14 protein-coding genes are annotated in these 18902 nt (G+C 65.2%); 6 read left to right on the plus strand and 8 right to left on the minus strand.

What is annotated here, in order from left to right; genetic code table 11:
- Position 1: 1 nt before the first annotated feature.
- From BM127_RS20865 to BM127_RS20900, 8 genes are all read right to left on the minus strand, one after another.
- Complete coding sequence (locus BM127_RS20865; RefSeq protein WP_091201902.1) at positions 2-1873, minus strand: acetyl/propionyl/methylcrotonyl-CoA carboxylase subunit alpha; 1872 nt, start codon at positions 1871-1873, stop codon at positions 2-4.
- Positions 1873-3414, minus strand: a complete 1542-nt coding sequence (locus BM127_RS20870) for a carboxyl transferase domain-containing protein (RefSeq protein WP_443678033.1) — start codon at positions 3412-3414, stop codon at positions 1873-1875. Before BM127_RS20870 ends, BM127_RS20865 begins: the two co-directional genes overlap by 1 nt.
- Positions 3407-4252 carry an HpcH/HpaI aldolase/citrate lyase family protein gene (locus BM127_RS20875; RefSeq protein WP_091201906.1) on the minus strand — a complete coding sequence of 282 codons (846 nt, stop codon included), beginning with the start codon at positions 4250-4252 and terminating at the stop codon, positions 3407-3409. The genes BM127_RS20870 and BM127_RS20875 overlap by 8 nt, the downstream gene beginning before the upstream one ends.
- Positions 4245-4739 carry a MaoC family dehydratase gene (locus BM127_RS20880; RefSeq protein WP_091201907.1) on the minus strand — a complete coding sequence of 165 codons (495 nt, stop codon included), beginning with the start codon at positions 4737-4739 and terminating at the stop codon, positions 4245-4247. The genes BM127_RS20875 and BM127_RS20880 overlap by 8 nt, the downstream gene beginning before the upstream one ends.
- Before the next feature lie 52 nt (positions 4740-4791).
- Positions 4792-5964: an acyl-CoA dehydrogenase family protein gene (locus BM127_RS20885; protein WP_091201909.1), complete on the minus strand. Its 1173-nt coding sequence runs from the start codon at positions 5962-5964 to the stop codon at positions 4792-4794.
- A gap of 526 nt (positions 5965-6490) precedes the next feature.
- Positions 6491-7486 carry a LacI family DNA-binding transcriptional regulator gene (locus BM127_RS20890; RefSeq protein ID WP_165357054.1) on the minus strand — a complete coding sequence of 332 codons (996 nt, stop codon included), beginning with the start codon at positions 7484-7486 and terminating at the stop codon, positions 6491-6493.
- Between the two features lie 127 nt (positions 7487-7613).
- The gene (locus BM127_RS20895) at positions 7614-8558 is read right to left on the minus strand and encodes a glycoside hydrolase family protein (RefSeq protein ID WP_198554434.1); all 945 of its coding nucleotides are present in this window, start codon (positions 8556-8558) and stop codon (positions 7614-7616) included.
- Between the two features lie 65 nt (positions 8559-8623).
- On the minus strand, positions 8624-10177 hold the full coding sequence (locus BM127_RS20900) for a CocE/NonD family hydrolase (RefSeq protein WP_091201915.1): 1554 nt from the start codon (positions 10175-10177) through the stop codon (positions 8624-8626).
- A gap of 428 nt (positions 10178-10605) precedes the next feature.
- Between BM127_RS20900 and BM127_RS20905 the strand changes: the two genes are divergently transcribed.
- The 6 genes from BM127_RS20905 to BM127_RS20930 all read left to right on the plus strand — a co-directional run bounded on the left by BM127_RS20905 (position 10606) and on the right by BM127_RS20930 (position 18897).
- Complete coding sequence (locus BM127_RS20905) at positions 10606-12201, plus strand: ABC transporter substrate-binding protein (protein ID WP_091201917.1); 1596 nt, start codon at positions 10606-10608, stop codon at positions 12199-12201.
- An 83-nt stretch (positions 12202-12284) separates the two neighbouring features.
- Positions 12285-13289 (plus strand): alpha/beta hydrolase, encoded by a 1005-nt coding sequence (locus BM127_RS20910; protein ID WP_091201919.1) that lies wholly within the window; start codon positions 12285-12287, stop codon positions 13287-13289.
- Positions 13286-14224 carry an ABC transporter permease gene (locus BM127_RS20915; protein ID WP_091201921.1) on the plus strand — a complete coding sequence of 313 codons (939 nt, stop codon included), beginning with the start codon at positions 13286-13288 and terminating at the stop codon, positions 14222-14224. Before BM127_RS20910 ends, BM127_RS20915 begins: the two co-directional genes overlap by 4 nt.
- Positions 14225-14411: 187 nt before the next feature.
- A complete protein-coding gene (locus tag BM127_RS20920) occupies positions 14412-16163 on the plus strand; it encodes a dipeptide/oligopeptide/nickel ABC transporter permease/ATP-binding protein (RefSeq protein ID WP_139227826.1) in 1752 nt (583 codons plus the stop codon).
- Positions 16160-17188 (plus strand): oligopeptide/dipeptide ABC transporter ATP-binding protein, encoded by a 1029-nt coding sequence (locus tag BM127_RS20925; RefSeq protein WP_091201925.1) that lies wholly within the window; start codon positions 16160-16162, stop codon positions 17186-17188. The genes BM127_RS20920 and BM127_RS20925 overlap by 4 nt, the downstream gene beginning before the upstream one ends.
- The gene (locus BM127_RS20930; protein WP_091201927.1) at positions 17185-18897 is read left to right on the plus strand and encodes an AMP-binding protein; all 1713 of its coding nucleotides are present in this window, start codon (positions 17185-17187) and stop codon (positions 18895-18897) included. The genes BM127_RS20925 and BM127_RS20930 overlap by 4 nt, the downstream gene beginning before the upstream one ends.
- Positions 18898-18902: the final 5 nt, after the last annotated feature.

An 18902-nucleotide genomic window follows, 5' to 3' on the forward strand; every position in this document is an offset into this window, starting at 1 on the left:
ACTACTCCTCCTCGAGGACCACGAAGAGCGCAGCACCGAGAGGTACTTGCGCTCCCACCATCGCATCGACACTTGAGATGGTGCCTGCGAACGGAGCTCTGAGGCTCAGCTCCATCTTCATGGCCTCCATGACCCCTAGCACCGCTCCGGTATCGACGTGCTCCCCATGCACGACACGGACATCCAGGACTGTGCCAGGCATGGGGGCATTGATGATGCCGTCCCCGACTGGCACCGAACCGGCAAGGCGGTCGGGGGCGACGAATACGTGCCGATGTCCCTGCCAGGCGATCTCGAGCAATCCCGCTCGCACATCAACTACCACGCGCACGCGCCGACCATCCACGAGCAGGTCCAGGTCGTGGCCGTGGGAGTGCAAAGAAAGGGTTTGCACGGCCCGTCCGTCGACCGTGCCCGCGCCGACATCCACCATGATTGGCTGGTCCAGCTCGACCAGGATCGGCGCCGGATACGCGGCGAGTCGAAAGCCGTCCGGCTGAAAGGGATGTGGCCCGCCGACGGCGATCTTGGTGGCGGATGCCCATGCAACAAGCGCTCGAGGGAGTTGGTTCGAGGGTTCCGGGACCTCCGCGGTGTCGAGCCAAGCGGTGTCGATGGTGGCGTCGCGGAACTCCACGGAGTCGACGAGGGCGCGGAGGAATCCCGCGTTCGTGGTCAGGCCAAGGATCGATGTGGCGTCCAGCGCCCCGACCAGAGCTAGGCGGGCGCTCTCGCGGTCGGGGCCGTGCGCGATCACCTTGCCAAGCATGGGGTCGAAGGACGTCGAGACTACTTGGTTCGACTCGAGGGCGTGGTCCACGCGGATACCGGGTCGGCCGGTCGGCCAACGCACGATGGACGCGGCGCCAGCCTGAGGCAAGAATCCGCCGAAGGAGTCCTCGGCGTAGACCCGGGCCTCGATGGCGTGACCGTCGAGGTGGATGTCGTCCTGTGTGAGGCCCAGGGGCTCGCCGCTGGCAATCCGCAGTTGCAGCTCCACAAGGTCGAGACCCGTGATTGCCTCTGTGACGGGGTGCTCGACCTGGAGGCGCGTGTTCATCTCGAGGAAGTAGAACTCGCCGGTGGCATTGTCCAGCAGGAACTCAACGGTGCCGGCGTTCGTGTAGCCGACATGCGCTGCGAGGTTGACCGCTGCTTGTCGTACCTGCTGACGCGTGGACTCATCCAGGGTCGGTGCAGGGGCCTCCTCGAGGACCTTCTGGTGCCGGCGCTGGGTGGAGCAGTCCCTTTCGAAAAAGTGCAGGACGTTTCCTTGGGCGTCGCCCATGACTTGGACCTCGATGTGTCGGCCGTGCTCGACGTACTTCTCGATGAGCATGGTGTCGTCGCCGAAGGCGGCCTTGGCTTCGCGCTTCGCGGCTGCGGTGGCCTCGGGGAGATCGGCCTCGTCGCGCACGACCCGCATGCCTTTTCCGCCCCCGCCTGCTGCGGCCTTGACCAGCACGGGGAAGCCTGCGTCCTCGCCACGGGGAACCACCGGCACACCGGCTGCGAGGGCTATTTCACGAGCTGCGTCCTTGCGACCCATCTGCTCCATGATCGTCGAGCTCGGCCCGACCAACCGCACACCGGCGTCCTCCAGGGCGGCCGCGAAGGTCGCGCGTTCGGACAGGAAGCCGTAACCAGGGTGGACAGCGTCCGCGCCGACGGCGCGTGCGGCGGCAACCACGGCGGCCACGTCGAGGTAGCTGTCCACGCGGATCGCGTCGTCGGCGGCACGCACGTGGGGGGCGGCTGCGTCAAGGTCTGTGAAGACCGCGACGGTGCGGATGCCGAGGCGCGATGCTGTTCGGAACACGCGCAGCGCAATCTCTCCGCGATTGGCGACGAGCAGCGTCTTGATGGTGGTCATCACATCCTCCAGATGCCGTAGCTGGGGGCCGCGATGGGGGCGTTGGCGGCGGCCGCGAGGCCCATGCCGAGCACGCGGCGGGTGTCGGCGGGGTCGATGACGCCGTCGTCCCACAGGCGGGCAGTGGCGTAGTAGGGCGAGCCCTGGGTCTCGTACTGTTCGCGGATCGGCGCCTTGAAGGCTTCGACCTGTTCGTCGGTATGGAGGTCAGGGCGGACGGTGGCAAGCACCGAGGCGGCCTGCTCGCCGCCCATCACCGAGATGCGTGCGTTGGGCCACATCCACATGAAGCGCGGGTCGTAGGCGCGCCCGCACATGCCGTAGTTTCCGGCGCCGAAAGAGCCGCCGATGACCACGGTGAACTTTGGAACGACGCTGCACGCCACGGCGGTGACGAGCTTGGCGCCGTCACGTGCGATCCCATTGTTCTCGTACTCGCGCCCGACCATGAAGCCGGTGATGTTCTGCAGGAAGACAATGGGAATCCCGCGTTGGTTGCAGAGCTCGATGAAGTGCGCGCCCTTTCGTGCCGATTCGCTGAAGAGGATGCCGTTGTTGGCGACGATGCCGACCGGGTGACCCCACACGTGGGCAAAGCCGGTCACTAGCGTCTCCGCGTACAGGGCCTTGAACTCATGAAAGCGACTGCCGTCGACGATGCGCCGGATGACGTCGCGGACGTCGTACGGAGTTCGGGTGTCAGTGGGGACGACGTCATAGAGGGTCACGGGGTCGAGCGCGGGCTCCTCGGGCTCGCGGACTTCCCACGGCGCGCCCGCAACGGGTCGCAGGGTCTCCACAATGCTGCGGACGATGGCGATGGCGTGGGCGTCGTCGTCGGCCAGGTGGTCGACGACGCCGGACTTGCGGGCGTGGACATCGCCGCCACCGAGGTCTTCGGCGGTGACCACTTCACCGGTCGCGGCCTTCACCAGCGGTGGACCGCCGAGGAAAATCGTGCCTTGGTCCTTAACGATGACGGTCTCGTCGCTCATGGCGGGGATGTAGGCGCCTCCGGCGGTGCAAGACCCCATCACCGAGGAGATCTGGGGGATGCCGCGGGCCGACAGGTTGGCCTGGTTGTAAAAAATCCGGCCGAAGTGCTCCCGGTCCGGAAAGACCTCGTCCTGCAGGGGCAGGAAGCCGCCCCCGGAGTCGACGAGATAGATGCAAGGGAGGCGGTTCTCGGAGGCCACAGCCTGCGCGCGAAGGTGCTTCTTCACCGTCATTGGGTAGTAGGTGCCTCCCTTGACGGTCGCGTCGTTGGCTACGACGACAACTTCGCGGCCCTGCACCCGACCGATGCCAGTGACGACCCCTGCGCTAGGCACTTCGCCGCCGTACATTCCATTGGCGGCGAGCGAGCTCAGCTCGAGGAACGGGCTGCCGGGGTCGAGCAGGCGGTCGATGCGGACACGCACGAGCAGCTTGCCGCGGTCGGCGTGCTTGGTCCGGGCAGTCTCGCTGCCGCCTTGACGAACGACCGACAGCCGTTCCCTGAGGTCGGCGACCAGTTCGTGCATCGTGCGGGCTTCACTCATGGTCATCTTCTGCTTGTCCCGCCAAAGCTGCGCGCCGCAGCACCCGCTCGGCCTGCTTGAAGATGGGGCCGTCCACCATCCGACCCTCGAAAGTGGCGACGCCCCGGGAGCCGCCAACATGGGCAAGGAGTCGCTGCGCCCACGCCAGCGCGTCCGCGGAAGGGGCGTACGAGGCCCGGATGACGTCAACCTGGGACGGGTGGATGGCCACGCTGGCATCGAATCCGACAGCGACGGCGTCCTCACACTCTGCTGCAAGCCCGTCGAGGTCCGATATGTCCATGTGCACCCCGTCGAGGGCCAAGCGTCCGTGGGCTTTTGCAGTGATCAGGACTCGTTGTCGTGCGTAATTAGCGGTGTCCCGGTAGGTCCCGTCAGGATGCCTGCTGCTGACTCCGCCCAGCCCGGCGACGAGGTCGTCGGCGCCCCACATCACGGCCACGACGTTGTCCGGCGCAGCGAGCGAAGCCACGGACTCGACACCACGCGGGGTTTCGGCGAGCGCTATGACGTCGTGGTCGAGCGCGAGGATGTCTTCCGGCTTCTCAGTCTTGGCGAGCATCACCACGCGCACGCCCGCCGCTGCTGCCAGCTTGACGTCTGCGGCATGATCGGCAGTGCCGGCAGCGTTCAGTCGCAGCACGGTCCGATCGACCGCAAGGGCGCCAGCGTCTGCCAGGAGCTGGACTTGAATCCGAGCCGCAGCCTTGTCCTCTGGGGCCACGGCATCCTCAAGATCCAGGATGACGACGTCGGCTAGGCTGAGCGCCTTCCGATAACGGTCGGGGCGACTTGCCGGGCAGAACAACCAGGCTGGGCCGGGCCGCCATTCACTCATCGGGGATCATCCGGACCAACGTGCTGCGAGTCGCAAGCGCCACGACCTCGCCCTTGTGGTTCCGGGCGGTGTGGGCCAGCTCCACTATGCCTTCGCCGGTGCGTTTGGCAGAGGGGCGCTTGTTCAGGATCTTCGTCTCCGCGTAGAGCGTGTCTCCAATACGCACCGGCGCCGGGAAGGAAACTTCCGTGAAGCCCAGGTTTGCCACGATCGTGCCCAGGGTCAATTGGGCTACAGATAGGCCGACCAAGGTCGAGAACGTGAACATGGAGTTGACCAGCCTCTCGTTGAAAGGGCCGATCTCAGCGCTAGCCGCCGCGTCGAGGTGGAGTGGTTGCGTGTTCATCGTCAACGTCGTGAAGAGGACATTGTCCGCCTCGGTGACGGTGCGCCCAGGTCGATGCTCATAGGTGGTGCCCACCTCGAACTCCTCGAACCAAAGTCCACGCTGAAGCACCACTCGTCGACCCGCGTCGTCCTGTGTCATCCCTGCTCCTCGTTGTGCGTAATGCGCCAGTTCAAGGGAGAGTCCACTCGCCCTACTCGACAGGGAGACCCAGACCGCGCGCAATGAGCATGCGCTGAACCTCCGAAGTGCCTTCGCCGATCTCCAGCACCTTCGCGTCGCGGTAGAAGCGAGTGACCGGGTACTCCTCCATGAACCCGTAGCCGCCGAAGACCTGGGTAGCGATCCGGGTCGCGGTGACGGCTGACTCAGTGGCGTAAACCTTGGCGACCGAGGCGGCCTGCTTGAACTCGCCATAGGGCGCTCCAGCATCCTTCATGGCTGCCGCGCGGTAGGTCAGCATGCGGCTTGCCTGCAGCATGACTTCGAGGTCGGCAATCTGGAACGCGACGCCCTGCTTGCGGCCGATCGGGCCTCCGAAGGTCTGTCTCTCCCCGGCGTACTGCAGCGACATGTCGAGACACGCTTGAATGCAGCCGACACTCAGGGCGGAGATGGCGACCCTGCCGTCGTCGAGTGTCGCAAGGAACTGGGCGTACCCGCGGCCCTGGTCACCCAACAGGTGGTCTGCGGGTACGCGGACGTCTTGGAACGAAAGGGGGTGCGTGTCAGAGGCGTGCCAACCAAGCTTGTCGTAGGCCTTTTCCGCCACGAAACCTGGAGTCTTAGTGGGCAACATGATGGCCGAGATTTCTGCGGATCCGTCATCGCGTGTCCCCGTACGCGCTGTGACCGTCACCAGGCTGGTGATGTCGGAGCCTGAGTTGGTGATGAACTGCTTGGAGCCGTTGACCACCCACTGGCCGTCACGCAACTCGGCTTTGGTCTTGGTGGCGCCAGCGTCGGATCCCGCGCCCGGCTCGGTCAGCCCGAACCCTGCCAGCGTGTTCCCAGCGACCAGGTCGGGGAGCCACTGGTCCTTTTGTTCGGCGGTCCCGTAAGTCAGGATCGGGTTGATGCCTAGACCGACTGCGCCCTGCAGGGTGACGCCTATCGATTGGTCGACTCGGCCGAGTTCTTCGATCGCAAGACACAGACTGGTGAAGTCGCCGTCTTCTCCCGCACCGCCGTACTCTTCGGGAGCGGTCAGGCCGAAGAGGCCAAGTCTGCCCATCGTCTGCACCACATCTACTGGGAAGTGGCGCTCTCGATCCCAGCGCGCGGCGTGAGGCGCAATCTCAGCCTGCGCGAACTCGCGCACGCTCTGACGGAAATCTTCGTGCTCGCGGGACAACTCGAAGGACATACCCGAACCGTAGCCAGGAGGTTAACGATCGCTAACCTCCGTTCGGAGGTCACTGCTGCGTTTCACCTCATCAGCGCACCGCGTGCTCAGCGCCGCCACTCATAGGACCCATCGGCAGTCGTCCGAGAGGTATGGCTCGCACGTTAGGCATCGGTTTTCTGAGCAACCCGCGCAACGTTCAAGTCGTTCTCCGCAGTCCTGGCAAAGCACACGTATGGCGGACTGAACCACGGACCAACCGGTCTTCGCTGGCGTTGCCCAAGACGCTCGTCCGGGGGGCGGCTGTCGATCCGTCATGGTTTCGGACTCCATCCAGGGCTGCGGGCGTGCACGGTTTGCAGCCCTAGTGTCGCTATCGGCCTTCTCCGACACTTTGTTTGATTCAGAAGAAGGCGCAACGAGGGTGTCCAGTGCCGCGCAAGCACCCGGGCCAGTTGCTGGCACAGCTAGCAGCCGATGGGGCCGATTCGTGTGGGGGCTACTCGCGTTGCGCGAGGCTTCGGGTTGCGCTCTGCCGTTGCTCTGTTCAGTCGGACGCGCGCGCGATGAGTGTCACGGGTGCGCTAGTGATTGCAGGCTGTTTGCTGCCCACGCCGAGCGTCTCGGCCACGTTCGCCGCAATGACGGCCGCGTCCTGGGTTAAGTCGAACCGGACGCTGCTTAACGGAGGTGCGGTGAGCGAAGCGATAGGTGTGTCGTCAACGCCAATGACGCCTAAATCCTCGGGAACGGAGATCCCCAGGGTTTGAGCGGCACTCAGGATGCCGACGGCGGTCATGTCGTTCCAGGCGCAGACTCCGATGCGGGACTCGTTCACTGCTCGCGCCGCGGTCAGCGCGTCTACGAACCCGTCAAGTTCGCCGTCGAGAACCACAACATCTGCGTCACCGATGCCGGCGGCGACGGTGAGGTTTCGGAACGCCCTGACACGTGCGTCGATGAATCGCTGGTTGCGCGGGTCGCGGATGACCGCGTAGATCATTCTGCGGTAGCCACGGGCGATGAGCCTGTCGAGCTGGAGCTGCACGACGGTCGCTTGATCGATGCGTACGGTGTGTCCTTCGGGTCCGTCCAGTAGCCAGGCGCGGACCTCGGGGATGGTGGACATCGCCATCGCATCCCTGTCAGCGTCAGACAAGGGAGAAAAGGTGACCACGGCGGCCGCAGTCACCTTGCCCAGCAGCGACCCCAGGTGTCCGTGCCATTGTGGTCCCTCGTACCTCAAGCAGACGAAGCCTTCCTTGGAAATCAGAGTTCCAACTTCCTCTAGAAAATGGCCGAGCTCACCCGTCGTGTCCCAGTCCGGGAGGAGGAAGAGCACAACGTCACCGCGGCCGGCGCGTAGAGCCCGGGCCGCAGGGGACGGCTGGTAGCCGAGCTGACGGGCCGCCAGAAGGACCTGCTCGCGGGTGGCGGGGGTGATCCGCACATCGCTGCGATTGTTTAGTACGTAGCTCACCGTCGCGCGCGACACGCCGGCCTCCCGCGCCACGTCGGCGCTGGTCGGGGCGGTCTTGGACACGGAAACTTCTTTCGGTCGAGGTGGGTGGGCGCCGGTTCGAGCCCGGTGGCTGAGTGGATTCGTGCTCATTCTGCTCCGCGACATGTTGCCGAGGGGCAGCGCCTCGCTGAGGACACGCGTACGTGAATTACCGCTGCTGGCGTTGTGGCAACCAGTCGTCCGGGGCGTCGATCAGCTCTAGGCGCGCGCCGTCGTTGGACCAGGCGACCCGGACAGGATCAGCGAGCTCCCCGACGAAGGCACCGCTCTCGTCCAGGTTGCGGAAGGCCAGCAGGGACCATGCCGTCGTCGGATCTTGTATGAGGCGACCGCTGTAGACCGTCTCGTTGGTCAGGCGCCGTGCTTCGTCGATATTGAAGGCTTGCTTGCCGTCAGTGAGCGCGTACCAAATCCCGCCCCGTTGGCCCCTCGCGCGGCGTTCACCGCTCAGGGCTGCTGTGGGACACGAGAAGATGAGGACTGCTCGGCCGTTGACGACCTCAGCTTGGAGCACTTCGAGGTGTCCGAAGCCGGCGCCGGGCAGAGTGAGCGGGGCTTGTTGTTGCCAGCTCCTCAGGTCGGAAGAGGTTGCGACCCCCACCACGCCTCGATTGTCGGGCGCTCCGTCCTTGTCGCGCGCCGTGATCAGCATCTGCCAGGGTCCGTCGGTAGAGGTGCGCGCAACCCAAGGGTCGCGGAACGCCTCCTCGTGCCACCCGTCGTCATCGAGTTTCTCGTACCAACGGGCATCGGCCTCGAGCACCAGGCCGGGACGTTTGTGCCATGTCATCAGGTCGGTCGAGGTGGCGGCCAGGATCTTTTGGACGAGACCGTGCTCGCGCCGGGCCACGCCGGTGTAGAACATCCACCATCCGCCTTGGTCGTCCCGGATGACCGAACCCGTCCAAACGGCGAGGTCGTCTGCTGCCGGAGCGTCGGATGGGACGAGTGCGTCCGCGACTTCCGTCCATGAGCGAAGGTCTTCGCTGATCGCGTGCCCGATGGTTGCGCGCAGATGCCGACGGTCGGGATCATGCAGGGCGCGCGATGCTTTTAAAAAGAACAGATGGTAGGTCGACTCGTCTCGGATCAACCAGAAGTCCCAGGTCCAAGAAGACGGAAGTCTGAGCACAAGTAATCCCCTTCAGGGTGCCACGATTATGCAACGTGGGAGTCGTCGGACCCGCCGGGCTTGCTCGGGACGGCGGGCAGGACGAGGCGGGCCGATGCAAGATCGATGGTGTGGTGGGTGGCCACCAGCGTGGTGCTTGATCCGAGCGACTCAGCGGTGCCTAGGTGTCGCTCGTAGTGGGGAAAGGCCCCTCCTGCCATGTGGAGGCGTAGTCGGTGGCCAACCTCGAAGCGGTAGGCCGTGGGGTCGAGGTGAAGGACCAACGGATGGTTGGGGAGTCGGTCCAATCGGACGAATCCATCGGTGACGTTGCGTGATTTGCCGTCGGGTGACACGTCACTCACCCGGACGAAGAGGTCGCAGTGTGGGTTGTCGCTCGTGTGGTTGACCTCGAGGTACGGTGTTCCGATGACTTCGAGGGCCGAGTCCAGGGGCGCGCCAGTGAACGAGACCGTGTCATCGCGCATCGCAAGGGCACTGTCGTCCTGGTAACCCGAGCGAGACGGCGTGAGCATCCTGCCGCCCAGAGCGGGGGTCGGGTCCGATGGGTCATAGCAGAACGTGGCGCCTTCGCCGGCGGCCGCTGGCGTGAGCGCCAAGGCTCCGTCTGCGTGCGGGTGCACAACGTGTGCGGTCGTCGGAGGCGGCCACGCTTCCAGATTGCGCCACGTGTTGTCCCCGGCGACGCAGATGCTCACTGGGCTGGGACGCGACGAGGTAGCTCCGATCATGTGTTTGTCCAACCAGTCCAAAGCCTCGCCCAACAAGCGGGCCACCCCTTTGGTGCCCATCTCACCGTGAGTCCAGGGACCCACCGTCATAGCCACATCGACACCTCGGCGACGCAAGTGTTGGTACTGCTCGAGGGTGTCGGTTATGAAGAGGTCCTGCCATCCGCCGGCGAGCATCACGGGAGTGGAGACCCGGTCTAGCGCACTGTTTACGTTGTAACTGGACCAGAACGAGTCGTCCGGATCGCGCCGGGTCGCCCACTCGCTAAACCAGGACCAGCGGTGTCCCGTGATCTCGTCCGCCGCCTCCTTTAGGGGCAGGGTCGAAAGTGCGGGCGTGACACGGCGCTCGACGCGCGAACCCCGGACCATTGAGCGCAACGTTGAGAAGTCTTCCTGATGTGCGAGCTGCTCGCTCCATGTCAGGGCTAGCTCAAGGTTGAACGCGCCTTGGGCGTACAGGGCTCGCCTGAAGTCGGCTGGACCTGCCCAAATGACGGAGGTGACAAGCTCCGGCGGCGGGTCCATCAGCAGCGCCCACTGTGTGAAGCCGAAGTAGGACCCCCCCAGTGTGGCTAGGTTGCCGGCGAACCAGGGCTGTTGCCGCAGCCATGCCGCCGTGTCTGCGCCGTCTGATTCCTCATGGACGACGGGCTCGAATTTCCCGCCGGACCCGAAAGTGCCTCGCGTCCGGGCCAGGACGACGTGGTAGCCGTTGCGGGCGAAGAAGCTTCCGAAGATTGCCGTGGTAAGGAAGTTCCACCCGTACGGGGAGCGCACGAGGATCGTTCCTTTGGCTGTCCCGGTCGGCGCTAGGTGGTCCGCTAAGAGGATGGTGCCGTCCCGCATGGGGATTTCTAGATCCGTTTCACGCCTCGCGTGCCCAGAGGCACCGGGTAGCCGGAGCGCTCGGCTCAAGAGCGGGTACACGCTCCGGTACCTCGGCGGGGCTCCGTAGTTTCGGTCGTCGAAGCTTCTCTGTGGCACGGGCTGCTCCTCGCTGCTGCCAGCGTTCGATTGTGCGCTTAGGCACGGTGAACGTGCCCCTGCGCAACAGAGTGTGGGTGCGATGGTTACTCGTGTCAATGGACTGCACTACGTTTTCATCGCAGTCGCGAGTCCTGCTGGTTTGACACGTGTAAGTGATCTACGTCACATGGGGATTGACGAACTGACGTGACGCTGCGCACACTCTGGTTACACGTGTAAGTGATGCGCAGCACACGTGAGGGCGACTCCGCAGTCGCACCTGAGCCACGTCACACCTCAGATGGGACATGACCATGCTTCAAGTTCACGACCGAATCAGCACTCGCAGCCGTTGGCGTCGCAACGCGGCCGCAACCCTGGCAGTCATCCTGTGCGCCGCACTGGCGGCGTGCAGCAACAGTACGAACGATGCCGACACTGGGGGCGACGACTCCGGCAAGGGCGGCACGTTCACCTTCGGCATCATCGGCGCGCCGCCCACCCTCAACCCGGCACTCGGCGACCCCGCGTACAACCCCTTGTACCAGTGGGCCTACGAGCCCCTTGTGGTCCTCGAGCCCGACGGCACGTACTCCTCCGGACTCGCCGACAAGTTCGGTTACACCGACGACGAGAACAAGGTGTACGAGGTCACCCTGCGCGAGGACCTGCAGTTCAGTGACGGCGAGACCCTCGACGCGGAGGCCTTGAAAACCTTCTTCACCTACGAGAAGAAGCAGAGCAGCAGCGCCGGTCTGCTGCTGGGCTCCGTCGAGTCGATGGAGGTGACTGACCCCCTGACAGTGCGTCTGACCTTGGGTCGGAGCGACCCCGGCTTCAGCTTCTACTTTGCCCAGGCCTTCGGTGCAGGCAACGTCATCAGCCCCAAGGCGATCAAGGACCCAGACACTCTCAACACGGGCACCGCTGGCGCCGGCCAGTACACGGCCGTCCCGGGCGAGACGGTCACTGGGGATCACTACACGTTTGAGAAAAACCCAAACTATTACGACCAGGACGCCATCCAGTTCGACAAGGTCGTGGTCAAGATCATCGCCAACGCCTCCTCGATGCTGCAGGCGTTGAAGTCCGGACAAATCCAGGCGGCCTCTGCGGACATCACCACGCTGCAGACAGCGAAGTCGGATGGCATCAACGTGGTCTCGGCGCCGCAGACGCTCGTGGGTCTCAACTTCACGGATCGAACCGGGGAGCTCAGCGAACCCATGGGAGACGTCCGAGTCCGTCAGGCCCTTCAGATGGCTGTGGACCGCAAAGCCATCGCGCAAGGACTGCTCGGCGACGAGAGCCTCGCCCTGTCTCAATTCGCGCTTCCCGACACCCCGGGGTTCCTGCCGGAGCTCGAGGAGGAGATGGCCTACGACCCGGACAAGGCCCGCCAACTTCTGGCTGAGGCGGGATACCCGGACGGGTTCACGCTGAAGACCCTCACCACCCCGTTCAGCGGTTTGGACAAGATCACTGAGGCTATCGCCGGTGAACTCGCCAAGGTAGGAGTGACGCTCGAAATTACCAGCAAGCCCACGCCGAACGACTACCTGCAGGCGATGCTGAGCAACGAGTACCCGGCCATTGCTCTGGGCTACGGACTCAACGACGCGAATAGCTTGTATGCGGGTTTCATCAATCCTCAGGGGCCGTTCAATCCGGCGCACTACTCCGATTCTGAGCTGGACAAGCTCTACGCCACGTACTTTGCGACCCCGAGCGAGGAAGCGGGCGAGCTGGAGCAGGCGATCAACCAACGCCTGGTCGACCAGGGATGGGCGCTGCCCGTGCTTGGCACGCCCCTCGGCTACTACGTCGCGGACGGCTTCAAGGGGCTCGAAGCGACGGCGCTGAACTCTGCCGTCCCTCACTTCACGGAACTGCGTCGCGGCTGACACATATGGACTGGCGAGCCGGCACAGCCGGCTCGCCAGTCCACCACCGCCAATGAGCCAACCTTGCGAAAAGGCAGGACGACATGACCCTCGATGCTGACATGGCGCGAGTGCTCGAGGAGCAGCGCGCGCGCAGCCCACGCGCGGACGAGCAAACCACAGACATGCAAGGCCTTCTGGCGCAGCTGCGTCGACAGCACGAGGAGGGGGTGCAGTGGATGACCCCTCCAGCCGTTCGCGACCGGGTTTCGGACGTTGAGGACATTGGTCTCGAGGACGAAGAGGGCGCCCGCGTAGCTTCTCGCATCTACCGACCAGATGCGTACGGGCAGGGCACGCTCGTGTGGCTGCACGGCGGTGGCTGGATGACTGGAAGCCTCGAAACGGCTGACGTCGTTGCGCGTGCCCTGTGTGCCAGGGCAGGTCTTGTCGTGGTGTCCGTCGACTACCGGCTGGCACCCGAGCACCCGTGGCCCGCTGCCGTGGACGACGCACGCAACGCAGTGAATTGGGTGGCCAAAAAGGTACGGTCGCGAGAGCTCCCGGGCCCAGTCCTCGTCGGCGGCGACAGTGCAGGCGGGAACATCGCGGCTGTGATCGCCCTCGAGCCAGACTTGAAGGACGTACTGGGGGGCCAAGTGTTGGTCTACCCGGCCGTGCGTCTTGACGCGGAACCGCCTGGCCTGCCGTCGCGCGCGGAGTACAAGGAAGGTTTCGGGCTAGAGCCCAACGCACTCGAGATCGCTGTACAGGCGTACGCCCCACGGGCACAAGACCGTACGGACCCGCGTGTCTCCCCGGGGCTGTCCACAGAACTTGCGGCCGCTCCGCCCACGATCGTGGTCACAGCGGGCTGCGATCCGCTTCGCGACGAGGGCAACGGCTACGCCGACGCTCTGCGCGCTGCCGGAGTGCCAGTCCAGCTCATCGAGCTGCCGGGACTCATCCACGGGTGCCTGGATATGACTGGACAGTCGTCCGTCGCCGACCGCGCGGCCAGTGAAGTAGCGGCCGCGCTGAATAAGCTGGTCCGGGAGTACGCGAGCCCAGTTGACGCGCCCATGAGAAGCCGGAGGTCAGCGCCATGACCCGTTTCCTGGTGCGCAGGGTGGTGGCCGCGGTCCCCCTTCTCCTCGTCGTCTCAGCTGCCACGTTCCTGCTGGTGGCCCTCGTCCCGGGCGACGCCGCGCGGTCTATCGCCGGCCGCAACGCGACGCCTGAGCAGGTGGCCCAAGTACGCACGGAACTCGGACTCGATCGTCCCGTGTGGACGCAGTACATCGACTGGCTCGGATCCGCGATAAACGGTGATCTAGGCACCTCTCTCATCAATCAGCAGGCGGTGACCGAACAGCTGAACGCCCGCCTGGGGGCGACGATGTCGCTCATCATCGGCGCGACTGTGGTCGCGGCTGTCGTCGGTGTCACCCTTGGAGTCCTGGGTGCCCGCGGTGGCTGGCTCGGTCGAACCGTCGACGCGGCCAGCCTGATCGGCTTCGCCGTGCCCACCTTCTGGTTGGCTCTGGTCCTCGTCGTGCTCTTGGCGGTCAAGGTGGCAGCCTTTCCGGCGCTCGGATACACGCCACTGGGGCAGTCCCCGTCCCAGTGGATGGCCAGCCTCTTCCTTCCGGTCGTGACACTCGCGGTTCCAGCCACAGCCTCCGTCGCCAAAGTGACCCGGGACGCAGTCTCAGATGCCATGCAGCGGCCCTTCGTGCGCACGCTGCGCGCCGCTGGCGTACCGGAGAGAGCCATCATCGCCCGGCACGCACTTAAGAACGCGGCTGTACCCATCCTGACGATCGTGGGACTCACCTTCATAGGTGCGCTCACCGGTGCCGTGCTGATCGAGCAGATTTTTGCCCTACCTGGCCTCGGGGGCACCGCTGTGACAGCAACAGCCGCTGGAGACCTGCCACTCATCCAAGGAGTGGTCATCTATTTCACCGTCATTGTCATCGCGGTCAACCTCTTGGTCGACCTCGCTTACGCCTTTTTCAATCCCCGGGTGCGTGTGTCATGACAACGTCTCCAGCCATTGTTTCGCCCATTGGTCCCGAAAGTGAGCTGCTCACCTCGCGCCGCGCTCGCGGAACAAGCAAACCAGGACTACTGCGGAGTCCTGTGGCAACTCTTGCGCTCGTGTTCCTTGGCCTTGTCGTGCTGGCAGGCGTCTTCGCCGAACAGCTCGCGCGCCCTACCCAGTGGGGTTGCAGGACCTGACAAGGGTGCTTCAGGGGCCGTCGGCCGAGCACTGGTTGGGCACGGACACCCTCGGGCGCGACGTGCTCAGCCGCATGCTCTACGGCATTTCGCCTACGGCATCCGGTGCGGCGCAAGCCCTTATCGTCTTCTTGGCTCTCGGGATTCCGCTCGGGGTGATCGCCGGCTACCGCGGGGGCCTGGCAGACCAAGTGATTTCCAGGGTCGCGGATCTCGCCCTCTCCATTCCGCCCATCATCATCGTGCTGGTCGTCATCGTGGTCTCAGCGGGTCGTCCCGTCGCCGCCATGGCCTCACTCGGAGTGCTGGGTGCGCCGGGCCTCATCCGTGTGGTGCGAGCTGCGTCCGCAGCGGTACGCGACGAGCTATTCGTGACAGCCGCCAAGGTCTCAGGTGTCTCTCAATTGCGCATCATGCGTACCCACGTGCTGCGCCGAATCCGGGGTCCCGTTGTCGTGCAGGCTTCGCTCTTCGGTGGCGTCGCGCTGCTCTTCCAGGCCGGTCTCAGTTTCCTCGGTCTGCTCGACCCCGATCGGCCCACCTGGGGAGCCATCATGGGTGAGGCGTCCACCGTCATCACCCAGTCGCAGTGGCTCCTCATTCCGCCCGGGGTAGCCATCACTCTCACCGTGCTCGCCTTGGGCTTCCTCGGCGACGCCGTCCGCGACGCCTCGGCCGACACCGACGCGGTCGCCACGGCTAAGGCATCGCGGGAGGCTGCCTCGCCCAGAACCAGCACCGCCACCTCCGCAGCGCTACCGGACCCATCGGACTACGTGCTGAGCGTGCGCGAACTCCACGTGCACACCACGTCAGGGGTGCCGCTGATCACTGACATCAGCTTCGACCTCGCCGCAGGTGAGACAGTCGGGCTCGTCGGAGAATCCGGCTGCGGCAAGAGCATCACCGCCCTGGCGGTATTGGGACTGACACCCGGCGGCATTCGCATCGCTGGGGGTGGAGTGTACTTCGACGGCACCGACCTCGTGGCCGGCGGCGAGGCCGCCTACCGACGGATCCGCGGCTCGGGGCTGGGGTACATCTCCCAGGACCCGATGGCCGCGCTCGATCCTGTGCACACCGTCGGCAGCCACCTGAACGAAGTCCTGAAGCTCCGGGGTGTCGGCTCGTCAGCGGCGCGGCGTGAGCGTGCCCTTGAGCTTTTGTCCCAGGTTCACATTGCCGATCCGCAACGGGTGCTGAAGTCGTACCCGCACCAGATCTCAGGCGGTATGGCCCAGCGGATCAGCATCGCCATCGCCCTAGCGGGCAGACCGCGGGTGCTCGTGGCCGACGAACCGACGACGGCGCTCGACGTCACGGTGCAGTCCGAGATTCTCTCCCTGCTCCACGAGCTCCAGGAGACAACCGGGTTGGCGCTCCTACTCATCACGCACGACTGGGGTGTCGTTGCAGACATCTGCGACCGGGCAGTCGTCATGTACGCCGGCGACGTCGTCGAGGTAGCGCCCGCGCACACGGTCTTCACCGCCCCCACGCATCCCTACACAGCGGCACTCCTCGCAGCAGATCCGTCGATCGAGCACTCAGGTCGACTGCCGACGCTGCCCGGCCGAGTGCCCGCGCCGGGTTTGTGGCCTCAAGGCTGCCGCTTCGCAGCGCGTTGCCGACTCGCGACAGAGGCATGCAGCGAAGCTCGTGTACCGCTTATCAAGACGTCCGAAGCGCTGTCGCGGTGCCTACACACTGACCTACTGAAGCTGGAGAAACGCGCATGAGCACCGAGACCGTCCTGGATGTGCGCAACATCAAGGTCGGGTTCCGTCGCAAGCGGCGCGAACCTATCTTCTGGGCCCTCGACGGCGTGAGCCTCAGCATCCGTCCCGGCAGGACCGCCGGTCTGGTGGGGGAGTCCGGCTCGGGGAAGTCGACCCTGGCCCGGGCCGTGATGGGGCTGCAAGCCGTCGACGGCGGGACGATCGAGGTCGCTGGTGTCTCGATCACAGCCTCGCGGCATCTCAGCCACAAGCGCCTGGCTCGTGATCTCCAGGCCGTCTTTCAGGACCCCACAGGATCCCTGAACCCGTCGTACACCATCGGCCGTAGCCTCGGCGAGCCACTGGTCGCACAGGGTGTCGCTCGTCGGCAGATCCGCGCGCGTGTCGAGGAGGCGCTCGTGCGGGTCGGGATGGACCCGTCCGCCGCCGACCGGTTGCCGCGCCACTTCTCGGGTGGCCAGCGGCAACGCATCTGTATCGCTAGGGCGCTCATGACACAGGCGCAGGTCGTGGTGTGCGACGAGGCGGTGAGCGCCCTCGACCTGTCCGTCCAAGCCCAGGTGCTCAACTTGCTCATGGACCTCCAGGACGAGTCCGGACTGGCCTACCTGTTCATCTCGCACGACATGAACGTCGTGCGGCACCTGTGCCACGACGTCACCGTCCTCTACCGCGGACAGGTGATGGAGTCCGGCCCGACGAGCCAGGTCGTCGCCGACCCCTCGCACCCGTACACCCGGGCCCTGCTGGACGCCGCCCCGGTCGCCGATCCGGAGCGGCAAGCGGCACGTCGTGCCGCTCAGGTGCGGACGGGCACGGCGACGGCAACAGGCGCCACGGAGGAGGGTTGCCCCTTCGCATCGAGGTGTGCCTTCGTGCAGGACCGCTGCCGCACGACGCGGCCTCCGCTCGTCCAGGCATCGAACGGCGTGTCCGTGGCATGCCACCGGTTCCCCGAGTGGAAGAGCGAGGCCCCGCCGACATCACCAGCCGAGACAGCACCGCAGGGGAGCTCCGTGGCATGAGCGCTGCAGCAACGGCCGCCCTTCGGCAGGCCCGTGACGACCTCGTCGCTCGCCGCACCGACTACGCCGGGGCCGTCGACTCGTTCACCTGGCCCGATGTTGGCGCCACGTTCAACTTCGCCCACGACTGGTTCGACGGTTTTGCTCGTGGCAATCAGGACCTCGGTTTGGTGATTGTCGAGGAGGACGGTTCACGACAGGCGTACAGCTTCGACGAGCTGGCCACCCGTTCCGACCAGGTGGCCTCTCTCCTGAGTTCGGCCGGGATCCGCAAGGGAGACAGTGTCATGGTGATGCTCGGGAACCAGGTCGAGCTGTGGGAAAGCATGCTCGCAATCGTGAAGCTCGGCGCCGTCGTCATGCCGACCACGACGGCGGTGGGAAGCACCGAACTGCTCGACCGGCTCGACCGCGGCCGAGCGCGAGCGGTCATCTGCAACAGCGACGAGACAGCCAAATTCAACGACGTGCCTGGGGACTACGTCAGGCTCGTGGTTGGAGCTGCCCCACGTCCGGAGGGGTGGCAGGCGTACGCAAATGCCTACGGTATCGCCGACCCGCCTGTGCAGCACCCTGGGAACACCAGCCGCGACCGGATGCTTCTCTACTTCACCTCAGGCACGACGAGCCGCCCCAAGCTCGTTGAACACACGCACACGTCCTATCCCGTGGGCCACCTTTCAACGTTGTACTGGCTCGGACTGCAGCCGGGCGACGTGCATCTGAACATCTCCAGCCCAGGCTGGGCCAAGCACGCGTGGTCGAACTTCTTCGCGCCCTGGCTCGCTGAGGCCACGATCTTCGTCTACAACTACGGGCGCTTCGACGCGAAAGCGCTCCTCGACCAGATCCGCAAAGAAGGTGTGACCACCTTCTGTGCCCCGCCGACCGTATGGCGCATGCTCATTAACGCGGACCTCAGTGCCGGACCCGGGCTCCTGCGCGAGGCCATCGCCGCTGGGGAGCCGTTGAACCCAGAGGTCATCAGCCAGGTCCAACGACAGTGGGGCCTGACCATCCGGGACGGGTTCGGGCAGACGGAGACGACCGCTTGCATCGCTAACACTCCCGGCCAGCCAGTCAGGGCCGGCTCCATGGGCCGCCCATTGCCCGGCGTCCCTGTCGCGCTGGTTGACCAGATTGACGGCACTGTGGTGGATGGACCGGGGGAGGGGGAGATCTGCCTCGACCTCGCGACCGAACCGCTGACGCTCATGACCGGTTACCAGGGCGACGCCGCACGCAACGACGAAGCGATGGCGGGCGGTTTCTATCACACCGGCGACGTCGCCCTTCGCGACGAAGACGGTTACATCACATACATCGGTCGCACCGATGACGTGTTCAAGGCTTCTGACTACAAAATCAGTCCTTTCGAGCTCGAGTCCGTGCTCCTCGAGCACCCAGCCGTCGCCGAAGCGGCCGTAGTCCCCGCCCCCGACCCTGTGCGACTCGCGGTTCCGAAGGCGTACATCGCCCTCGTCGAGGGCTTTGCCCCGGATGCGGACACCGCCCGGTCAATCCTGTCCTATGCCCGCACGCACCTAGCGCCGTACCTACGGGTGCGCCGGATCGAGTTCTTCGACCTTCCCAAGACCGTCTCAGGCAAGATCCGCCGGGTCGAGCTGCGCACCCGCGAAACCCAGGCGGGAAGCGACCGGTCGCCTGGAGAGTTCCGCGACGAGGACTTTCCAGATCTCAAGAACTGACCGCG

Source organism: Nocardioides alpinus, assembly GCF_900112035.1.
Classification (GTDB): domain Bacteria; phylum Actinomycetota; class Actinomycetes; order Propionibacteriales; family Nocardioidaceae; genus Nocardioides; species Nocardioides alpinus.